Here is an 18,732-nt window from a genome sequence, read left to right on the forward strand (position 1 = left end):
GTCCAGTACCCGGGTCCAGCGTTGGTGCCAGTGCAGCCGGTCGGCCTGCTCGGCCCAGAACCCCTCCCGATCGGCAGCGGCCCGATCGTAGAGAGACGCATCGGCATTGGCAGCCGCAGCGAACTCCGCGGTCGGCGGATATGTCGTATCCGTCGCGGCCTCGATGCCGGTGAGTGCGTCGGTCAACGTAGATCTCCTCTCGAATATGCGGCGGGCGTCAGTGATTCGCGACGGCCTTCTCCGCGCCGACACCGGTGAGCGACCGGACCTCCATCTCGGCGGCCTTGCCGGACACGTCCTCCCGGCCCAGCAGTGTCCCGATCGCACCGAGTACGAAAGCCAAAGGGATGGACACGATTCCGGGATTCGACAGCGGGAACCAGTCGAAATCGGCGCCAGGAATCATCGCGGTCTTGTTGCCCGACACCGCGGGCGAGAACACGATCAGCACCAGGGTCGAGATCAGCCCGCCGTACATGCTCCACAGCGCGCCGGTGGTATTGAACCGCCGCCAGAACAGCGAGTAGAGAATGGTCGGCAGGTTCGCCGCGGCGGCCACCGCGAACGCCAGCGCGACCAGGAACGCGATGTTCTGCCCGTTGGCCAGGATGCCGAGCCCGATGGCGAGCACACCGATCACGACCGAGGTGATGCGCGAGACCCGCACCTGCTTCACCTCGTCGACCTTCCCGCGCTTGATCACTCCCGCGTAGATGTCGTGGGCGAAGGACGTGGCGGCGGTGATGGTGAGCCCCGCGACCACGGCGAGGATGGTGGCGAACGCGACCGCGGAGATGACACCGAGCAACACGACACCGCCGAGTTCGAAGGCCAGCAGCGGGGCCGCGGAGTTCTGCCCGCCCGCGGCGGCCAGGATCCGATCGGGGCCGACGATCGCGGCCGCGCCGTAGCCCAGTACGAGGGTGAACAGGTAGAACGCGCCGATCAGCCCGATCGCCCACACGACTGATCGGCGCGCCTCCTTCGCGGTCGGCACCGTGTAGAACCGCATGAGCACGTGCGGGAGACCCGCGGTGCCCAGCACCAGTGCCAGACCGAGAGATATGAAGTTCAGCTTGGAGGTCTCGCTGCCGCCGTACTGCGCGCCCGGCGCGAGCACATCGCGGCCCGCCACCGCCTTGCTCGCGGAACCCGACACCGAGTCCTGCGCCGAACGCAGGATCTCCGAGACGTCGAAGCCGAACTTGCCGAGCACCATCACCGTCATGAGCGCCGCGCCGGCGATGAGCAGCACCGCCTTGATGATCTGCACCCAGGTCGTGCCCTTCATGCCGCCCACCAGCACATACACGATCATCAGCACGCCGACGACGGCGATCACGATCGATTGCCCGGTCTTGCTGGAGATGTCGAGCAGCAGCGCGACGAGCCCACCGGCGCCGGCCATCTGCGCGAGCAGATAGAACAGCGACACCGCCAGCGTGGTCAGCGCGGCCGCGGTCCGGACCGGGCCCTGCCGCAATCGGAAGCTCAGCACATCGGCCATCGTGAATTTGCCGGTGTTGCGGAGCATTTCGGCGACCAGCAGCAGCGCGACCAGCCACGCCACGAGGAACCCGATAGAGTACAGGAACCCGTCGTAGCCGTAGACGGCGATGGCGCCCGCGATGCCGAGAAAGCTTGCGGCGGAAAGATAGTCACCGGCGATGGCGATGCCGTTCTGCGGCCCGGAGAAACCGCGGCCACCGGTGAAATAGTCCGCCGCGGTGCGGGTATTGCGGCTGGCCCGCACCACCACGACCATCGTGATCGCGACGAATGCACAGAAGATGGCGATATTCGCGGCCGGGTTGCCCACCGTCGAGGTGGCGGCCAGGTACGTGTGGTTCACGCCCGTCCTCCTTCGAGTCGTTCGCGCAGCGCGGCCGCGCGCGGGTCCAGCTGACGTCCGGCGAAACGGACGTACAACCCGGTGATCAGGAAGGTGGACACGAACTGCCCGAGCCCGAGCAGTAATCCGGTATTGATATCACCGAAGACCTTGGTGGCCATGAAGTCGTGGGCGTAGGCGCCCAGCAGGACGTAGGCCAAGTACCAGATCAGGAACACGGCGGTCATCGGGAACACGAAGCGCCGCAACCGGGTTCGCAGTTCCTGGAACTCGGGGCTGGAGCGGGCGGCCTCGAAATCCGCCGCGCTGAGCGGTGGCGGCGATGCCGGCGCGGCGGCGGCGATGTCGGTCATCGTGGTCCTAGCGTGTGACGGGTCTGACAGTGCGTCGACGCTATCGACCGCGGCGGGTCGCCGGGGCATGTGGCGGCGGTCACTCGGCGAAGGCGGCCGACTCTGCGCCGAGCGGTCGACGCGGCGCGACGAACGGTCGGGGCGTGATCACTCCGGGCGCAGCGCGCGCTCGCGATCCGCGCCCATGCCGAGCCGCTCGGGCGCGTGCAGCCGGGCGAATATCCGGGCCACCCGCAGCGGGTCCTGCCCCCGAGTCCAGGCGCTGACCGCGATCATCGACGCGAAGGCGAGCGGCACGCTGACCGCGGCCGGATAGCTCAGCACGGTGGCCGGCCAGCCCCCGGCCACGTCGCCGGACACCCCGCCGAGCACCGACACCGCGGTCGCGCTGCCCGCGGTGAGGCCGCCCACGATCAGGCCCGTCGCGGCTCCGGCCGCGGTGAGCCCGCGCCACCAGATGCCGAGTACGAGCAGCGGGCACAGCGTGGAGGCCGCCACCGAGAAGGCGAGAGCGACCGTGCGGGACAGGTCGAGGGTCGTCACCACGATCGACAGCGCGAGCGGCACCAGGCCCGCGACCAGTGCGGCCGCCCGGAAATCGCGGATCCGGCCGCGCAGCACGTCGGTGCTCAGCACCCCGGCGATGCTCACGAGCAGACCGGACGAGGTCGACAGGAACGCCGCCATCGCACCGGCGGCGACCAGCGCCGCCAGCAGTTGACCCGGTAGCCCCGACAGCACCGACGCCGGCAACAGCACCACCGCCGCGTCGGAGGTCCCGGTGATCAGCAACTGCGGGACGTAGAGCCGGGCGAAGACGCCGAGCAGGACCGGAAACAGATAGAAGACGCCGACCAGCCCGATCACGGCCAGCGCCGTGGCCCGCGCCGTGCGGCCGTCGGCGTTGGTATAGAACCGCACCAGCACGTGCGGCAGGCCCATGGTGCCGAGGAAGGTCGCGATGATCAGCGAATACACCTGGTACAGCGGATGTTTCCCGCCGAAGCCGTCGCCCGGCGCCAGCCAGTCGTCCCCGTCGACCGGTGCGCCCGCCACCACGGGCACCGCGGCACCGGCCGCCAGTGTCAGCCGGGTGCCCGAACCGAGTTCGTGCTCCCCGGTCCCCAGCACGGTCGGGCCGTCCACCGGGCGCCGGTCGAGGGTGCCGGTGATCGAAACCTGTTGCGCCGCACCGACCCGCACCACGACATCGGTGGTGATGTCGACCGTGGTCCGCTCGGCGACGACCGGCGGCGCGCTCGGTCCCAGCGGCCGGTCCGCGCCGAGGAAATGCCCCAGCAGCACCAGCGCGGGCAGCGCCACCGCCGTCAGCTTGAGCCAGTACTGAAACGCCTGGACCAGGGTGGTCGACCGCATCCCGCCACCGGCCACGTTGGCGATCACGATGGCGCCCACCGCCACCGCGCCGACCCAGCCGGGCACGCCGAGCAGGATGCGCAGCGTCAGCCCCGCGCCCTGGAATTGCGGAATCAGATAGACCGCGCAGACGACGACCACGACCGCCGCCGCCAACCGGCGCAGCCGGACCGAGCCGAGCCGGAACTCGGCGAAGTCCGGCACGGTGTACGCGCCCGACCGACGCAGGGGCGCGGCGACGAACAACAGCAGCGCCAGGTAACCCGCGGTGAACCCGACCGGGTACCACAGCGCGTCGGCCCCGTACTTCGCGATCAGGCCCGCGACGCCGAGAAACGATGCGGCCGAGAGGTATTCGCCGGAGATCGCGGCGGCGTTCCAGCGTGGGCCGACGCTGCGGGAGGCGACCAGGAAGTCGGAGGTGGTCCGCGCCAGCCGCACCCCGTAGACGCCGATCGCCACGGTCGCGACCGCCGCCGTCATCAAGGCGATCACGGTCAGCGCCGGTGCGGCGTTCACCTCAATCCTCCGCCAGCTCGAGGAAGTCGTTCTCGTTGCGGTCCGCCGCGCGCACGAAGACCCAGCCAACCCCGAACAGCAGCGGATACACGGCCACCCCGAGTAGCAGCCACGGCAGGCGGAGGCCGAATACGACGAACGAGCCCAGCCCGCCGACGGTGAACAGCAGCGGCAACGAGCCCAGCAGCAGCACGGTGAGCAGTCCCATCCGCACGGCCGAGCCGAGTTGGGCGCGGATGAGGCCGTCGATGAGCGCCGCGCCGATCTCGGTCTGCTCGGCCACCTCGACGCGGGTCCGGACCCGCCGCGCCCCGCGTCGCTCGGCCAGTACCACCCGCTCCCGCGCCGGGCGCTGCGGCGGGCCGGTCACCGGTCGGTCCAGCGCTGGCGCGGCGCATGCACGAGCCGTTGCTTGAGTTCGCGGACCTGACGCCTGCTCACCGGCAGTTCCACCGTGGCGCCGGTGTCGGCGCGCAGGCACACCACCGTCGCCGTGCCGACCGTCCGCAGTTCGGTCACCGCGTCCAATGCCACCAGATACGACCGGTGCACCCGCAGGAAGCCCGCATCGCGCCACCGGGCTTCCAAGGCCGACAAGGGAATTCGCACCAGGTGTGACCCGGTGCCGGTGTGCAGGCGCGCGTAGTCGCCGTCCGCCTCCACCCAACTCACGGTCGACCGGTGCACGAAGGTGGTCACCCCGCCCAGCTCGACCGGGATGACCTCGCTCGGGTCCTCGCGCGGCTTGGCGGCCGGTGGCGTGGCGCCCTGCGCGGCGACGATCCGCCGCACCGCCGCGGCCAGCCGTTCCTGCCGCAACGGTTTGAGCAGGTAATCCACCGCACCGAGGTCGAAGGCCGACACCGCGTGATCGTCGTGCGCGGTGACGAAGACGACGGCGGGCGGGTTCGCGAATTCCGACAGGATTCCGGCCAGTTCCATACCGTTCAGGCCGGGCATGTTGATGTCCAGGAACACCGCGTCGGTCGGGTGCGCGCGCAGCAGGCGCAGCGCGGTCGTGGCGTCGTGGGCGCCGTACACCTCGCCGATCTCCGGCTGCGTGCGCAACAGATACACCAACTCGTCGAGAGCCGGCTTCTCGTCGTCCACGGCCAGCACCCGCAATGCCGCGCCGGCTTCGTCGATGGTTCGCGTCACAATCCACCCATCGTAAGTGGGCCGGTACCGGGCATTGCCGAGGTCATGCCCGGATGCCCGCGCGGAACTTCGGCACCCGCAGGCTGACCTTGGTGCCCGCGCCGGGCGCGGTCTCCACGACCAACCCGTAGTCGTTGCCGAACGCCGCCCGCAGCCGATCATCGACATTGGCCAGTCCCACGTGCGCCGACTCGTCGGCTCGGGCCGGTCCGGCCGCCACCGCGTCGAGGGCGCCCGAGCGCAGCAGGTCGGGGTCCATGCCCATGCCGTCGTCCTCGACGCTGATCACGCAGTCGGTCCCCGCGTCGTCCGCGACGATGCTCACCGTGCCGCCGCCCGGCCGGCCCGCGAGGCCGTGCCGTACCGCGTTCTCCACCAGCGGTTGCAGCGCGAGGAACGGCAGCACCACCCCCAGCACCTCCGGCGCGATCTGCAACCGCACCTGCAGCGCGTCACCGAAGCGGGCCCGCTCCAGCGCGAGGTAGCGCTCGATATTGCGCAGTTCGTCGGCCAGCACGGTGAATTCACCGGCGGTGCGGAAGGAATACCGGGTGAAATCGGCGAATTCGAGGATCAGTTCGCGCGCGCGGTCCGGATCGGTCCGCACGAAGGAGGCGACCGTATTGAGCGCGTTGTAGATGAAATGCGGGCTGATCTGGGCTCGCAACGCCCGCACCTCGGCGCGGTCCAAGCGCGCCCGCGACGCGTCCAGCTCGGCCAGTTCGAGCTGGCCGCAGACATAGCGCGCCACATCGGCCAGCGCGCCGAGCCGCCCCGGCCCCGGTGGCCCGCCGACCGCCACCCCCAGCGCGCCGGCCAGCCCGTTGTCCTCGATGACCAGTGGCTGCACGACCACGACCCGCGCCGCTTGGTCACCCTCTCCGTCGCCTTTGACCAGCACCGCGCGCCCGCCCGCGAGCGCCCGGCGCACGGCCTCGGCGAAGGTCTCGGCGAGATCGGCATGCGCCCCGTCCCACGCCAGCAGCACGCCCTCGGCATCCGCGACGCCGAGCCCCTCGGCACCGGTGAGCACCCGCAGATGCGGCGCCGCCGCCCCCGCCGACTCCGCGGTCAGCCCGCCCCGCAGCGGAACCGCGGCCAGCGAAGCCGTGTGCAGCGCCGAATGTACCGCTCGCTCAGCGGGAGTCGTCACCACCCGCCGGGTTCGCAGCCACAGAATCAGCCCGGCAACGACCACCGCCGCCACCGCCACCGCGACAACGAGCGTCCCGATCATTCCGCCACGCCCCACCCCGACCCGGAAACCTCCACTCGTCGATTATCGCGCCGCAACCCCACCGGCAGGCGTCACCCGCTCCGGCCCTTCGCCGCGGCGGCGGGCCGGTTCCGTGGCCAACGACTTCAACGTCTGGCTGCCGCGGCGCGGGCCAGGGCGGCTGACCTGCCGATCTCGAGGTAGGAGCGGAGGGTGGCTCGGGCGTGTCGGCGCAGGGGACGGTCGTTTGCGGTGCCGCGGTCGGCGAGGATGTCGACGACGCGGGTGCGGAAACGCAGCTCGGTCATGCCGAAGTTGACGAGGATCTCCTCGGCCGGTGGGCCGCCGTAGGGCTGCCACAGCAGGGCGAATTCGATGATTGTCAGGTCTTCTTTGTCCATCGGGTGCTCACGTGTTCTCGGTCGACTCGGGTCCGGAAGGCGTCCGGCTGTGCGGGACACCTGTCTGGATAGTAGTCTGAACACGTGGCGATCGAGGGTCGCCGGACCGGAAATCCCGCTAGTGCCGAAGGAATCACCGCCCATGCCGCAGCACGTTCGTGGAGTCATCGCCCGGGCTCAGGGGAAGCCGGTCGAGCTGACCGAGATCGTGGTTCCCGATCCCGGCCCGGGGGAGGTCGTCGTCGCGGTCGCCGCGTGCGGTGTCTGCCATACCGACCTGACCTATCGCGACGGCGGGATCACCGACGAGTTCCCGTTCCTGCTCGGGCACGAAGCGGCGGGGACGGTCGAAAGTGTCGGCGCGGGAGTCGATTCCGTCGAGGCCGGGGATTTCGTCGTGCTGAACTGGCGCGCGGTGTGCGGCCGCTGCCGGGCGTGCCGGCGCGGTCGTCCCCAGTACTGCTTCGACACGTTCAACGCCACGCGGAAGATGACCTTGACCGACGGCACCGAACTCACGCCCGCACTCGGCATCGGGGCCTTCGCCGAGAAGACGCTCGTGCACGCCGGGCAATGCACCAAGGTCGATCCCGCCGCCGATCCCGCCGTCGTCGGGCTGCTGGGCTGCGGCGTCATGGCCGGGCTGGGCGCCGCGGTGAACACCGGCGGGGTCGGCCGGGGCGACTCGGTCGCGGTGATCGGCTGCGGCGGCGTCGGTGACGCCGCGATCGTGGGCGCCCGGCTGGCGGGAGCCTCGACGATCATCGCGGTCGACCGCGACGCGCGGAAGCTCACCTGGGCCGCGGAACTCGGCGCGACCCACACGATCGACGCGACCGCGGCCGATCCGGTGGCAGCCATCCAGGACCTGACCGGTGGCTTCGGCGCGGATGTGGTGATCGACGCCGTGGGCCGTCCCGAAACCTGGAAGCAGGCCTTCTACGCGCGCGATCTCGCCGGTACCGTCGTCCTCGTCGGCGTCCCGACCCCGGACATGCGTCTGGACATGCCGCTGCTCGACTTCTTCTCCCGCGGTGGCGCGTTGAAGTCCTCCTGGTACGGCGACTGCCTGCCCGAACGCGACTTCCCCGCGCTCGTCGACCTCTACCGTCAGGGCAGGCTCCCGCTGGACCGATTCGTCACCGAACGCATTGCCCTGGATCAAGTCGAACAGGCCCTGCACACGATGCACGCCGGAGAGGTGCTGCGCTCGGTCGTCGTGCTCTAGCCCAGATCGCCAGGGCCGCAACGGCATAGCCCGCGCCCGTCCAGCAGGAGGCGCCCCAGCCTCCAGTGCTGTACGCCCAGGAGGTCGTGAGCGCGCCGAGCGCCGACCCGAGTGAGTAGAACGCCATATAGGCGCCGATGATGCTCCCGGCGTGGTCGGGACGCGCGGCGGTGAGCAGGTGCTGACTGCTGACATGCGCCGCCTGGACGGCGAAGTCGAGCAGGACGATGCCCGCGACCAGCAGCCACAGGGTCGTCTCGGCGCGGGCGATGAGCAGCCACGAGGCAGCGAGCAGCACCAGCGCGCAACCCGTGATCGCTTGCGCGCGACCGGAATCGGCCCACCGCCCCGCGCGTCCCGCGCCGACCGCCCCGGTTAGTCCGGCCAATCCGAACAGGCCGATCTGCGTGCTGCCGAAGTTCCAGGGCGCGCCGCCGAGGGGAAGCGCGAGCCCGCTCCAGAGTGTCCCGAAAGACGCGAAGAGGAAGAACGCGATCAGCCCCCGGCTCAGGAACAGCCGATCCGTGCGCACGAGCCGCCCCATCGATGCCTGTGCCTGCCCGTACCGCGCGCCGCGGGCGCGGCGATCCGGATCGAGCGTGCCGCGGACCGTCAGCGCCAGCGCCACGCAGAGCGCCGCCAGCAGCGCGTACACCGCACACCAGCCGGCCACCTCACCCACGACGCCCGCGAGGACGCGAACCCCGAGAATGCCGATCACCACGCCGGAGGTGACCGCGCCGAGAGCGCGGCCACGCTCGCCCGGCGCGGCGATCGCCGCGGCATACGCGACGGTCACCTGCACCACGACCGCGAACAGGCCCGCGACCGCCAGCCCCGCCACGGCGACCGCGCCGTTCGGAGCAACGGCCGTGACCGCGGCTCCCACGGCGGTGAGCAGCAGTTGCGCGGTGATGAGCCGGCGACGATTCAGCACGTCGCCGAGCGGCACCAGCAGTATCAGGCCGACGAAGTAACCGAGCTGACCGGCGGCGACCAGCCCGCCCAGCGACTCGCGCGCCACGCCGAGGCCACTGCCCGCCGTCGCCAGCACCGGCTGGATCGCATAGATCGTCGACACCGCCACCGCGCACACGCCCGCCAGGACGAATCGCTGCGATCTCCTGAATCCCGGCGCCACCACACCTCCCGATCAGTTGCAAAATGAAACTCTTCGACCGTAGGGCATAATGGTTTCAAATCGCAACTGATCCTCAGGAGGCTCATGACCACGACCCGCGGGTCCGGCCGCGACTGGACCGACCCCACCTGTCCGGTCGCGCGAACCGTCGATCTGGTCGGCGACCGGTGGTGCCTGCTGATCGTGCGCGACGCCATGGACGGCGCCGCGACCTTCACCGACTTCCAGCAGCGGCTCGGGATCGCCCGCAACATCCTCACCGATCGGCTGCGCCGGCTCGTCGACCACGGCGTCCTGGCCACGAGCGTCAACCCGGGTGGCAAGCGGCACGGCTATGAACTCACCGAAGCCGGGCGGGATCTGTTCACCGTCGTCGTGGCGCTGCGGCAATGGGGCGAGCGGCACGCCTTCGCGGCCGACGAACCGCATTCCGTCCTGGTCGATCGCGACGGTCGGCCCCTCGCCACGCTGCGTGCCGAAAACCGTGCGGGCGAGCGCGTTTCCGCGGCGACCACCCGGGTCCGCAAGGTGGGTGAACACGGCGGTTCGGCTGCCCGGGGCTGACGACGGTCCGTCGCCGGTCACTGGGCAAATACCCAGCGGCAGTGGTGGGAGGCAGTTCTCGCCCAGGTTCGGGGCGTTCCCGCGACGCGAGCGCTTCCGGTCGGGCGCACCGCCGTGGGCAACATGATTTATGTCAATAGCCATTTCGTGGCGAACACGCTCGCGGGTCAGTAGCGTCGCGGTCATGGACGACACTGCGGAAGTGGGTGAACTCGACGTTCCGGTCGTGGCCTCCGCCGCCGATCACGGCCTGATCCTGGAGATCACCTCGATGGACCTCGAAGCACCGGCACTCACCGGGAACGTGCTACTGCGCTGTGCCGACGGCTCGGCGCACCGCGTGCCGCATGCCCTGTCCGATTGGGCGATCACCATGCTGGCCGCCGACGATCGACATCAGCATATTCACGGCACATCACTGTTTCCGTGCCGCGCCGCCTTCAAGATCATCGACAGCACCATCGAAGTGGCGGTGCTGTAACCCCGTTGCCGCGACGCCGTCGGGGAGCGCCAGCAAACCGACCGGCACGCCGCCCCGAAACCATTGATGGACAGGTGTATGGACATCTGTTAACAATGATTCCGGAAAGGCGGTGGACAGGCGATGACGATCGACGGTGGGACACAGGCGGATTCGGTGACCGAGACGGTGCTCGGGCTGTGGCGCGCGCTGTCGCGGCGGGATTGGGACGCGGTACGGTCCTACCTGTCCGAGGACTGCCTCTATCTCGACATGCCGGTGGGTCCGACAGCGGCGGCCCGCGGCCCCGAGGACATCGTCAAGCGGTTGAAGATCGGCCTGGAGCCCCTGGCCTCCTACCAGAACTTCGACGGACTGCTGCTCGACAACGGCGCCGACGTCATGTACGAGCACCACGAGGAATGGCGCTGGGAGACAGGCGAATCCGCCGTCCTGCGGTTCGTCTCGGTACACCGGGTCGAACACGGCAAGATCGCGCTCTGGAAGGACTACTGGGACATGAGCGCCCTCGCCGACCACGCCCCGCCGACCTGGATGGCGGATTTCGCCACCGCGGACATGTCCTGGATCTTCGACGCCACCGGCCTGGTATAGCCCGGCGCGCGTGCGACCCCTGTCGACTTCCGGCCAACCGCACAGCCTTCGGCGGTCTCCGAGCTAACCTTGGTAACCGAGTCCCGAAGTGTGGCTACGTATGCATCCATGCCAGTCACAGGGGGTTCGAGATGTCATCTGCTGCCGCATCGAACACGGGGGAGGGTTCGGCAAGCGATCGGCGGTCCGAGGGCGAATCCGCAGCGCCGCGTCGGCCGGAGCCGGTCGCCGTGCTGAGCGACCAGTTGATCGATCGCATGTTCGCGATCGGTTTGCGACTTCACAACGACCTGGTGCGCTCCCGGCGCAGCGCCGGTCCCGCCTTCGAGCCGACCGCGCTGGCCCTGGTCGAGGAGGCGGTCGGCGAACTGGAGCGACTGGCCCACGACACGCGAACGCGGTCGGAGACGTTGAGCGCCAGGTGAACAGATTCGACCTGCGGAGACAGGGTAGATCGGTACGACAGCGGTCCCGAGACGAGGAGGTTCCGGTGCCAGATCCCGCCGCGGTGCTGTTCGATGTCGACGGCACCCTTGTCGACTCCAACTACCTGCATGCCCGGGCCTGGCACCGGGCGCTGCGCGAGGTGGGCGCGGTCGTTCCGACCTGGCGCATCCACCGCGCCATCGGCATGGACGGCGGCACCCTGCTGCGGACCCTCGCTCCCGACCTGGCCGAGGACGCCGCCGACCGCGCCGACGACCTGCATTCCCGCTACTACCTCGACAGCGCCGACGAGCTGACGCTGCTGCCCGGCGCCCGGGAGATCCTGGCGGACCTGCACGGCCGCGGCCTGCGCGTCGTCCTTGCCACCTCCGCGCCCCCCGATGAACTGGCCCGGCTGCGCGAGCTGCTGGACAGTGAACCCGCGCTGTACGCGGTGACCGGCGGCGAGGACGTCGAGGACGCGAAACCCGATCCGACCATCGTGCGGATCGCGCTCGACCGGGCCGGTGTGCCGCCGCGGCGGGCGGTCTTCGTCGGTGACGCGGTGTGGGACGCGCGGGCCTGCGTGGCTCTCGGCGTGCCGACCATCGGTGTGCTCAGCGGCGGGATATCGCGCGCCGAACTCACCGGCGCGGGAGCGGAATTCGTCTGCGACGACGTCGCGGAGCTCCGGCGCGGCATCGCCGACAGCCCGCTCGCACGCCTGCTCTGAGCGTCAGGACCGTTTCATCGGACCGATGCTCAGCGAACCGCTCGGTCCCGGCCGCACGCCCTGCTCGGCGGCGCGGACGTACTCGGCCGGGTCCTTGTCGACCGGCCGCACGCCGGCGTAGTTGCGCGCCTCGTAGGCCGCGAAGGCGACGGCCAGCTGATGGCGGCGCGACAGCCCGGCCAGGCGACGGAAATCGGTCAGGCCCTCGCGTTCCTCCTCGGCCATGTGGTCGCCGTTGGCCTGATTGGCCGCGGCGACGGCGGCGTACCAGTCGTCGGTGCCGACGTGATGACGCGCCACCTCGGCTACCGCGTCCCGAATGTCGTTGTGGTCGTGGATGGCATCGAGCGTCTCTTCCTCCACACCGGCCGCGCGCCGGGCCGCGACGCCCAGTTGCAGCAGCTCGGGATAGAAGATCTCCTCCTCCGCCTGCGCGTGCAGCTCCAGGAAGCTCGCCAGCCGATCCCAGACAGCGGCCAGTTCGCCGGTCTGCGACCGGTCGATCTGCTCCAGGATGGCGAACAACCGCCGCTGCTCGTGATGGTCGTCGAGGATCAGCTCGGTGATGTCCACGGTTCCTCCCTGATATCCGTTGCCGGACCGGCGCCGGCGCCCGCTCGGGGTCGATGGTATGCCGGGACCGGAGCCTCGGCGCGGGCGCCGCGCGGCGGGTCAGGGTGTCACGATGGCGAAGTCCGGATCGGGGGTGTCCAGGTAGCCGACCAGTTCGGCCAGCACCGTCGCGTCGCCGTCCGCGGCGACGGTGCCGTCGGCGATCATCTGCCGCAGATCCCGCCCGCCCAGCAGCGCGGCGTGCAGGTCGGCGTCGGTCAGCGTGAAGGTCGCGTCGGGCGCGGGGACGTCGCCGTCGATGTCGAAATGCACCAGCAGTCCGTTGCGAAGTTCGGTGCGGTGCACCAGGTTCCGGTCGGACACGCGCCAGTCGATGGTGAGGTGGGCCGACCAGGCGCGCGGGCCGTCGATCCGCAGGGCGATCGCGTCGAACAACTGCTCGACGTTGAGCGCCGCGGCGATGTCCGGCGCGTCGGCGGCGGTCGGGGTGCCGACCGACCCGTGCCGCAACTCGTAGGCGCCCATCAGGAAGAAATTGCGCCAGGTGCCGTTCTCCGCGCCGAACCCGAGCTGCTCGAGGGTGTCGGCCTGCAGTGCCCGCGCCTCCGCGTGCTCCGGGTCGGCGAAGATCACGTAGTTCAAAACCTGTGCCACCCAGCGGAAGTCGCCGTCCGCGAAGGATTCGCGGGCCTTGCGCACCACCGCGTCCGCACCGCCCATGAACTCCAGGTGCCGGCGCGCGGACTCGATCGGCGGGTGCTGCCACAGCGTCGCCGGGTTGCCGTCGAACCAGCCCATGTAGCGCTGATAGATGGCCTTCACGTTGTGGCTGACCGAACCGTAGTAGCCGTGCGTGTGCCAGGCCCGCGCGACGGCGGGCGGCAACTCGATGGATTCGGCGATCTCGATCCCGGTGACGCCCTTGTTGAGCGCCCGCAGGGTCTGGTCGTGCAGGTAGCCGTAGAGGTCCCGCTGCAGGGCGAGGAATTCGGTGAGGCGTTCGGTGCCCCAGGTCGGCCAGTGATGCGAGGCGAACAAGACGTCGCTGCGGGCGGCGTAGCGGTTGATCGACTCGGTGAGGTACTTCGCCCACACATGCGGGTCGCGGACCAGCGCGCCGCGCAGTGTCAGCAGATTGTGCAGGGTGTGGGTCGCGTTCTCGGCCATGCACAGCGCGCGGTGGTCCGGGAAGTAGAAGTTCATCTCCGAGGGCGCCTCGGTGCCCGGGGTGAGCTGGAATTCCAGCCGGACGCCGTCGATCACCTCCGTGTGGCCCGTCCGGGAGATGTCGACGGTGGGCGTGATGAGCGTCGGCGTGCCGGTCGAGGTCGTCGGCCCGAGTCCGGCGCCGACCGCGCCGAGCGGGCCGCGGGGCAGCGCCGCGCCGTACATGTAGGCGGCGCGACGCCCCATCGCGGTGCCCGCGTAGACGTTCTCCTCGACGGCGTGTTCCACGAAACCCACGGGCGCCAGGATCGGGCAGCGGCCCGCCGCCACGTCGTCGGCCGTGGTGACGCCCTTGACGCCGCCGAAATGGTCGATGTGCGAGTGCGAGAAGATCACGCCGGTCACCGGCCGGTCGCCGCGGTGCTCCCGGTAGAGCGCCAGCCCGGCGGCCGCGGTCTCCGCGGAGATGAGCGGATCGATCACGACCACGCCGGTGTCGCCCTCGACGAGGGTCATATTCGACAGGTCGAGTCCCCGGATCTGATAAATGCCGTCGGTGACCTCGTACAACCCTTGCAGCGCACAGAGTTTCGACTGCCGCCACAGGCTGGGATGCACGGTCGGCGGGCAGTCCTCGTCGAGGAAATCGAAGGCGTCGCTGTCCCACACCACCTGTCCGTCGGCGTTCTCGACCGTCCCGGGGCGCAACGCGGCGACGAACCCGCGGCGGGCGTCGGCGAAGTCCTGGTCGTCGTCGAAGGGCAGGTCGCGGATGGTTTCCTCGTGCTGCGATTCGACGGTTGCCGAAACATCGCTGCGGACGGTCATGGCATGCACCCCTGTCGCTACCGTGGCGGGCTGGCGGGTCGGACAAGCAGCGACGATCGCAGCCGTGTGGCGGATCGGCCTCACCCACGGCGGGTGAATCTCGGCACCGGGCCGGAGATCATCCTGACCGGGTGAGGCGGCCTCGGGACCGCGGGGGACATGCTGCGGTATCGGACAACTCATCGGGACAACCCCTGATACGGCACGTCAGGAGCTTGCGATGAACATGATCACGCGCCGCGCGGCGCCGGCCGGCCGGCACCGGCACGACTCGCCCACTCCGGCCTCCTCCGCCACCGTCGGATTTCTCGTACTGATCCCGGCGCTGGTGTTCATCGGTCCGGTCGCCGCGGCCATCCTGCTCCGTCATCACCACGCCGAGACCGCGGCGAGCACGGCCTTGCTGACAGTCACCCTCACCGCCACCGCCGCGCTGCTGGCCGTGGCGATCACCGCGTTCGCCCTGGCGTGGCGGGCCTCGCGGGCGCGCCGGCTCGTGCCCGTGCGACGGTCGAACACGGTGAGCGGCAACCGGATCGGCGTTCGGAGGCCGCTGTGACCATGACGCTGCCCGTCGCGACCGCGCCCGCGACCGCGGCCGGTGTCTCCTGCCGCCGACTTCGGCTGCACGCCGACATCGAGGACCCGCGGGCATGGCGAGCCAGGGTCGACCGGTTGCTCTCGGCGGGGCGCGGACGCTGGTCGGGCCGCACCGATTTCGAGGCGTGCCCGTCGCTGCGGCGGTGGGGCGGGATCGGGTATCCACCGGTACCGGCCGGGCAGGTCACACTGTTCAGCGCCGTGGCGGCGGCCGCCGCGGGCGTCCGGGTACCCGACGCGGGCACACCGGCGGAATTGTCCACGGCCATCATGTTGCTGTCGGGTTGTCCCGCCGTCGTCGACCGGTTCGATCCCGGACTCGCGTGCGGCCGCCCCGGCACCCTTGCTCTCTCCGTATTCGCCCTTCCCGCAGACGATCTCGCACTCGCCCGCGACCTCGCCGAAGCGGTGTCGACCGCGTCGGGCACCGTGGCGTTCCGCCGCGAGACCACCGTGACCGTTCCCGCCCCGCGGCGCGGCGCCGCCCACCCGCCGAGGCCCGCGGCCGCGTGGTGACCGTCAGATCAGTCCGAAGGTGCGGGCGTGGGCGATGGCGTCGGCGCGGGTGCGGACGCCGAGCTTGTGATAGATGCCGCGCAGGTGGGTCTTCACGGTGTTGATCGACACGCCCATATCGGTGGCGAGGCTGTGGGTGGTCATGCCGGACGGGAGCTGGCGCAGGACCGCGAGTTCGGTGTCGGTCAGGTGCGGGGCCTGCGCGGCGGCGCGAGCGCGCGGGCGGTGCCGGATGGTGTCGACGAATTCGTCGAGATGGCCGAATCTGCCAACGAATTGGTCGAGCAGGCCGAGGGTGCCGGGCACGTCGAGGAACGGGCGGATCAGCCGGTCGGTGTGGGCGAGCGCTAGGGCCCGGCGCAGCGCCTCGTAGGCGGCGGTGGGCCGGTCCAGGCGATGGTCGGCCGCGGCGCGCAGCAGCCAGGCGTGCACGGCCGAGACAGGGTGCAGTCGCTGCTCCTGTCGCAGCAGCGGTTCGATCAGCTCCACCGTGGCGGTCGAGCGGTGGTGGTAGTCGGCGAGCGCGGCCTCCACGAGAGTGGTCTCGGGCAGCCGCCCGAGCGCCGTCACCGCCCGGTCCAGCAGCTGTTGCGCGGTGTCGTGGCGGCGCAGGCGCAACAGCGCCCAGGCGACGTGGGTCAGCAGACCGCCCGTCGTGGCGGGTACCGGCGTCTCGTCCAGGAGGCGGTGCATGGTGTCGCGCAGCGTGTCGGCGGCGGCATGCCGGTCGGGGTCGGTGTCGAAGCCGAACAGGTGCGCGAGCACATCGGCGTGCCAGCCCGACGCCGGCGCGGTCGACCCGTCCAGACGTGTTGTGCGCGGCAGGATTTCGGCCGTATGCAGGTAGTGGTCGTCGGCTTGCAGATACGCCATCAGCGCGACCATGACCCGGGCGTGGGTCAGCGACGCGGTGTCGTGCAGGCGATGGTTGTCGGCGAACGCGACGGCCCGGAAGGCGCGCTCGCGCATGAGCCCGAGCGAACCGCCGAGACCGGCCGTCATCGCGAGCCGGGTCAGCGCGTGCAGGGTGAGGCGGTGCAGACCGGCCCGCTCCGACAGGGCAAGGGCGTGCCGCAGACCCGGTTCGCCGGGTTGTCCGGCGTCGGCCGAGAACGTGTGCGCGGTGGCGACCTGCAGGGCGATATAGCAGTCGAGATCCAGGTGCCCCGTCGCGGGCGGCACGGGCGGCACCGCGCCGGTGGCGCCGGACACGACATCGTGGACGACCGCGGTGGTGAACGGGCGCAACAGATCCGGCGGCGCGAACACCGAATTCCGATGCGGCCGTTCCGCGATCAGTTCGCGCAGCGCGGCGGCCTGGACCACATCGCCGTGTTCGATGGCGTCGGCGGCGCGCAGCAGCAGCACGAACGGGTCGTCGGCCGGTGCGTCGAGGTGGTCGAGCGCGCGGAACAGGGCGGCGCCGTTGCCGTCGAACACCAAGCGGGGTCCGTGTGCGCGGACGAACTCGGCCAGCGCCGGGCGGCCCGGTTCGGCGAGGACATGACGCAGGGCGCTCGGCAACAGGCCCGCGGTGACGAACCAGGTGGCACAGTCGCGGTGCAGCTCGGCGATCCGGTCCGGGTCGGCGCGGCCCGCCTCGGCGAGCAGGTAGGTGCGCAGCATGGGGTGGTAGGTGTACCAGAGGTCGCCGTCGTGTGCCGTGACCTCGAGGGGAAAGTTGTTGCGCAGCAAGCGTTCCAGCGTCCGTGCCGCGGCCGGACCGGCCAGCGTGTCGGCGAGTCCGGCGCTGAACGAGTCCGGAACGGCCGTGGCGAGCAGGAAGTCACGCGCCTCGGCGGGCAGTGTGGTCAGCAGTTCCCCGACGAGGAAGTCGGCCACCGCGCGCGGGCCCTGCGCCAGCGCGGCGATCGCGGTCTCCCGGTCGCCGGTGCGCGCGGCGAGGTCGATGGCGGCGATCCGGACCAGCCCGGCCCAGCCGCAGGTGAGGTGGTGCACGCCGGATAACTCGGCCGCGGTGAGACGGCAGTCGTGCTGAGCGAGCAGGGCGGCGGTGTGCGACTCGTCGAACCGCAGATCCTGGGCCGTGACGCGAGTCAGCCGGGCGGTCATGTCGAGCGCGTGCCAGCGAATCGGCGGGTCGTAACGGCCGAGGACGACGGTGATCAGATGACGGGGCGCGTGTTCGACGAAATACTCCAGGCCCGAGAGCGTCAGCGGGTCGGTGATCAGGTGTGCGTCGTCGATGACGAGCACCGTGCGGCCGGGGCGGTCGGCGAGCGCGGTCAGCAGGGCGGCGGCGTCGTCCACCGGCGTGTCCGGCACGGCATTGGGGCGGCTGACGACCGGCAGCCGCAGCGCGTCGGCCACGGCCGGCCACAGCCGGGCCGGATCGGCGGCGGCATCGCCCAGACCGACCCAGCCCACGGGAGTGTTCGCGTGGCGGCGCCGGATCCAGTCGGCGACCAGGACGGTCTTGCCGCTACCGGCCGGCGCGCACACCAGCACGGTATGCCCGTTGCCCGCGCGCACGGCCCGATCCAGCCGGGCATCGGCCTCGGCCAGGCGCAGGGGGGTGAACGGCAGATCGGGCGGTGCGCAGGACGTGTCGTGACCGGGGATGACGCGAAGGCCGCCCGATTCGTTGACGAACAGTTGTGATGAGACCACTACGCCTCCGTAAGCTTCTCCGGTTCCGGTCGAGCTCGTGCAGCGTGCCTGATCTGTCGGTATTCGACCGTATACCCGCACTTCGGGGTCAGCGCCGAAACGTTTTGGTCTCGTGACCTGATCGCGGCCGTCAGTCCGGGAGCCGGGACATCTCGAGGAGGGTGAGGCCGAGCGCGTCGATGCGAGCCATCACGCCGCGTACCGCGGTGTTGTCGGGCACGGACCCGTAGAGCGTGGTGGTGCCGGAGGTGGAGTGATCGCTGCGGGACAGATCGGGGAAGGCCGCCTGAGCGCGTTCGGACAACTCGCCCTCGATGACGAACTGATATCGAACGGCATCCGACATGGACGCTCACCTCCTCGTGGATCGTTGG

General features: G+C 70.5%; 21 protein-coding genes. 8 read left to right on the plus strand and 13 right to left on the minus strand.

Annotation, left to right across the window (positions count from 1 at the left end):
• From QH470_RS21900 to QH470_RS21935, 8 genes are all read right to left on the minus strand, one after another.
• The coding region (locus QH470_RS21900; RefSeq protein ID WP_280274221.1) for an acetyl-coenzyme A synthetase N-terminal domain-containing protein at positions 1-186 on the minus strand (186 nt) is incomplete at its 3' end.
• A 31-nt stretch (positions 187-217) separates the two neighbouring features.
• A complete protein-coding gene (locus QH470_RS21905; protein ID WP_280274222.1) occupies positions 218-1,852 on the minus strand; it encodes a solute symporter family protein in 1,635 nt (544 codons plus the stop codon).
• Positions 1,849-2,205 (minus strand): DUF485 domain-containing protein, encoded by a 357-nt coding sequence (locus tag QH470_RS21910; RefSeq protein ID WP_280274223.1) that lies wholly within the window; start codon positions 2,203-2,205, stop codon positions 1,849-1,851. The genes QH470_RS21905 and QH470_RS21910 overlap by 4 nt, the downstream gene beginning before the upstream one ends.
• A gap of 147 nt (positions 2,206-2,352) precedes the next feature.
• Entirely contained in the window at positions 2,353-4,065 is a 1,713-nt protein-coding gene (locus QH470_RS21915; protein ID WP_280274265.1) for a sodium/solute symporter, read from the minus strand.
• Positions 4,066-4,102: 37 nt separating this feature from the next.
• A complete protein-coding gene (locus QH470_RS21920; RefSeq protein ID WP_280274224.1) occupies positions 4,103-4,471 on the minus strand; it encodes a hypothetical protein in 369 nt (122 codons plus the stop codon).
• Positions 4,468-5,259 (minus strand): LytR/AlgR family response regulator transcription factor, encoded by a 792-nt coding sequence (locus tag QH470_RS21925; RefSeq protein ID WP_280274225.1) that lies wholly within the window; start codon positions 5,257-5,259, stop codon positions 4,468-4,470. Before QH470_RS21925 ends, QH470_RS21920 begins: the two co-directional genes overlap by 4 nt.
• A gap of 43 nt (positions 5,260-5,302) precedes the next feature.
• Positions 5,303-6,496, minus strand: coding sequence for a sensor histidine kinase (locus QH470_RS21930; RefSeq protein ID WP_280274226.1), 1,194 nt, complete (start codon positions 6,494-6,496; stop codon positions 5,303-5,305).
• 125 nt (positions 6,497-6,621) lie between these two features.
• Complete coding sequence (locus tag QH470_RS21935; protein WP_280274227.1) at positions 6,622-6,876, minus strand: hypothetical protein; 255 nt, start codon at positions 6,874-6,876, stop codon at positions 6,622-6,624.
• A 142-nt stretch (positions 6,877-7,018) separates the two neighbouring features.
• Between QH470_RS21935 and QH470_RS21940 the strand changes: the two genes are divergently transcribed.
• Positions 7,019-8,104, plus strand: a complete 1,086-nt coding sequence (locus QH470_RS21940; RefSeq protein ID WP_280274228.1) for an S-(hydroxymethyl)mycothiol dehydrogenase — start codon at positions 7,019-7,021, stop codon at positions 8,102-8,104.
• Here QH470_RS21940 and QH470_RS21945 read toward each other — a convergent pair.
• Positions 8,016-9,245: an MFS transporter gene (locus QH470_RS21945; RefSeq protein WP_280274229.1), complete on the minus strand. Its 1,230-nt coding sequence runs from the start codon at positions 9,243-9,245 to the stop codon at positions 8,016-8,018. The genes QH470_RS21940 and QH470_RS21945 overlap by 89 nt on opposite strands.
• Before the next feature lie 84 nt (positions 9,246-9,329).
• Here QH470_RS21945 and QH470_RS21950 point away from each other — a divergent pair, with 84 nt between their 5' ends.
• The 5 genes from QH470_RS21950 (at position 9,330) to QH470_RS21970 (ending at position 12,043) form a co-directional block, all read left to right on the plus strand.
• Positions 9,330-9,809 (plus strand): winged helix-turn-helix transcriptional regulator, encoded by a 480-nt coding sequence (locus QH470_RS21950; protein WP_280274230.1) that lies wholly within the window; start codon positions 9,330-9,332, stop codon positions 9,807-9,809.
• A 184-nt stretch (positions 9,810-9,993) separates the two neighbouring features.
• Positions 9,994-10,290 carry a hypothetical protein gene (locus QH470_RS21955; RefSeq protein WP_280274231.1) on the plus strand — a complete coding sequence of 99 codons (297 nt, stop codon included), beginning with the start codon at positions 9,994-9,996 and terminating at the stop codon, positions 10,288-10,290.
• 123 nt (positions 10,291-10,413) lie between these two features.
• Positions 10,414-10,884, plus strand: a complete 471-nt coding sequence (locus tag QH470_RS21960) for a nuclear transport factor 2 family protein (protein ID WP_280274232.1) — start codon at positions 10,414-10,416, stop codon at positions 10,882-10,884.
• Positions 10,885-11,015: 131 nt separating this feature from the next.
• Positions 11,016-11,309: a hypothetical protein gene (locus QH470_RS21965; RefSeq protein ID WP_280274233.1), complete on the plus strand. Its 294-nt coding sequence runs from the start codon at positions 11,016-11,018 to the stop codon at positions 11,307-11,309.
• 65 nt (positions 11,310-11,374) lie between these two features.
• Positions 11,375-12,043, plus strand: a complete 669-nt coding sequence (locus tag QH470_RS21970; RefSeq protein WP_280274234.1) for an HAD family hydrolase — start codon at positions 11,375-11,377, stop codon at positions 12,041-12,043.
• Between the two features lie 3 nt (positions 12,044-12,046).
• On the opposite strand, the gene QH470_RS21975 is transcribed toward QH470_RS21970, so the two are convergent.
• Entirely contained in the window at positions 12,047-12,616 is a 570-nt protein-coding gene (locus tag QH470_RS21975) for a hemerythrin domain-containing protein (RefSeq protein WP_280274235.1), read from the minus strand.
• Positions 12,617-12,715: 99 nt separating this feature from the next.
• Positions 12,716-14,611, minus strand: coding sequence for an alkyl/aryl-sulfatase (locus QH470_RS21980; RefSeq protein ID WP_280274236.1), 1,896 nt, complete (start codon positions 14,609-14,611; stop codon positions 12,716-12,718).
• 220 nt (positions 14,612-14,831) lie between these two features.
• Here QH470_RS21980 and QH470_RS21985 point away from each other — a divergent pair, with 220 nt between their 5' ends.
• Together QH470_RS21985 and QH470_RS21990 are read left to right on the plus strand one after the other, a co-directional pair.
• Entirely contained in the window at positions 14,832-15,170 is a 339-nt protein-coding gene (locus QH470_RS21985) for a hypothetical protein (protein ID WP_280274237.1), read from the plus strand.
• On the plus strand, positions 15,167-15,727 hold the full coding sequence (locus QH470_RS21990; protein ID WP_280274238.1) for a hypothetical protein: 561 nt from the start codon (positions 15,167-15,169) through the stop codon (positions 15,725-15,727). Before QH470_RS21985 ends, QH470_RS21990 begins: the two co-directional genes overlap by 4 nt.
• Before the next feature lie 3 nt (positions 15,728-15,730).
• Here the strand turns inward: QH470_RS21990 and QH470_RS21995 are convergent, their stop codons facing one another.
• Positions 15,731-18,358 (minus strand): winged helix-turn-helix domain-containing protein, encoded by a 2,628-nt coding sequence (locus QH470_RS21995; RefSeq protein WP_280274239.1) that lies wholly within the window; start codon positions 18,356-18,358, stop codon positions 15,731-15,733.
• A gap of 130 nt (positions 18,359-18,488) precedes the next feature.
• Entirely contained in the window at positions 18,489-18,704 is a 216-nt protein-coding gene (locus tag QH470_RS22000; RefSeq protein WP_280274240.1) for a hypothetical protein, read from the minus strand.
• Positions 18,705-18,732: the final 28 nt, after the last annotated feature.

Source organism: Nocardia wallacei, assembly GCF_029868745.1.
Lineage (GTDB): Bacteria > Actinomycetota > Actinomycetes > Mycobacteriales > Mycobacteriaceae > Nocardia > Nocardia wallacei_B.

Excerpts from the sequence above, each read along its gene's own strand:
- QH470_RS21935 (WP_280274227.1), bottom strand. The coding sequence starts at position 6,876 with ATGGACAAAGAAGACCTGACAATCATCGAATTCGCCCTGCTGTGGCAG.
- QH470_RS21930 (WP_280274226.1), bottom strand. The coding sequence starts at position 6,496 with ATGATCGGGACGCTCGTTGTCGCGGTGGCGGTGGCGGCGGTGGTCGTT.
- QH470_RS21915 (WP_280274265.1), bottom strand. The coding sequence starts at position 4,065 with ATGACGGCGGCGGTCGCGACCGTGGCGATCGGCGTCTACGGGGTGCGG.
- QH470_RS22000 (WP_280274240.1), bottom strand. The coding sequence starts at position 18,704 with ATGTCGGATGCCGTTCGATATCAGTTCGTCATCGAGGGCGAGTTGTCC.
- QH470_RS21955 (WP_280274231.1), top strand. The coding sequence starts at position 9,994 with ATGGACGACACTGCGGAAGTGGGTGAACTCGACGTTCCGGTCGTGGCC.
- QH470_RS21980 (WP_280274236.1), bottom strand. The coding sequence starts at position 14,611 with ATGACCGTCCGCAGCGATGTTTCGGCAACCGTCGAATCGCAGCACGAG.
- QH470_RS21985 (WP_280274237.1), top strand. The coding sequence starts at position 14,832 with ATGAACATGATCACGCGCCGCGCGGCGCCGGCCGGCCGGCACCGGCAC.
- QH470_RS21965 (WP_280274233.1), top strand. The coding sequence starts at position 11,016 with ATGTCATCTGCTGCCGCATCGAACACGGGGGAGGGTTCGGCAAGCGAT.
- QH470_RS21910 (WP_280274223.1), bottom strand. The coding sequence starts at position 2,205 with ATGACCGACATCGCCGCCGCCGCGCCGGCATCGCCGCCACCGCTCAGC.
- QH470_RS21960 (WP_280274232.1), top strand. The coding sequence starts at position 10,414 with ATGACGATCGACGGTGGGACACAGGCGGATTCGGTGACCGAGACGGTG.
- QH470_RS21950 (WP_280274230.1), top strand. The coding sequence starts at position 9,330 with ATGACCACGACCCGCGGGTCCGGCCGCGACTGGACCGACCCCACCTGT.
- QH470_RS21940 (WP_280274228.1), top strand. The coding sequence starts at position 7,019 with ATGCCGCAGCACGTTCGTGGAGTCATCGCCCGGGCTCAGGGGAAGCCG.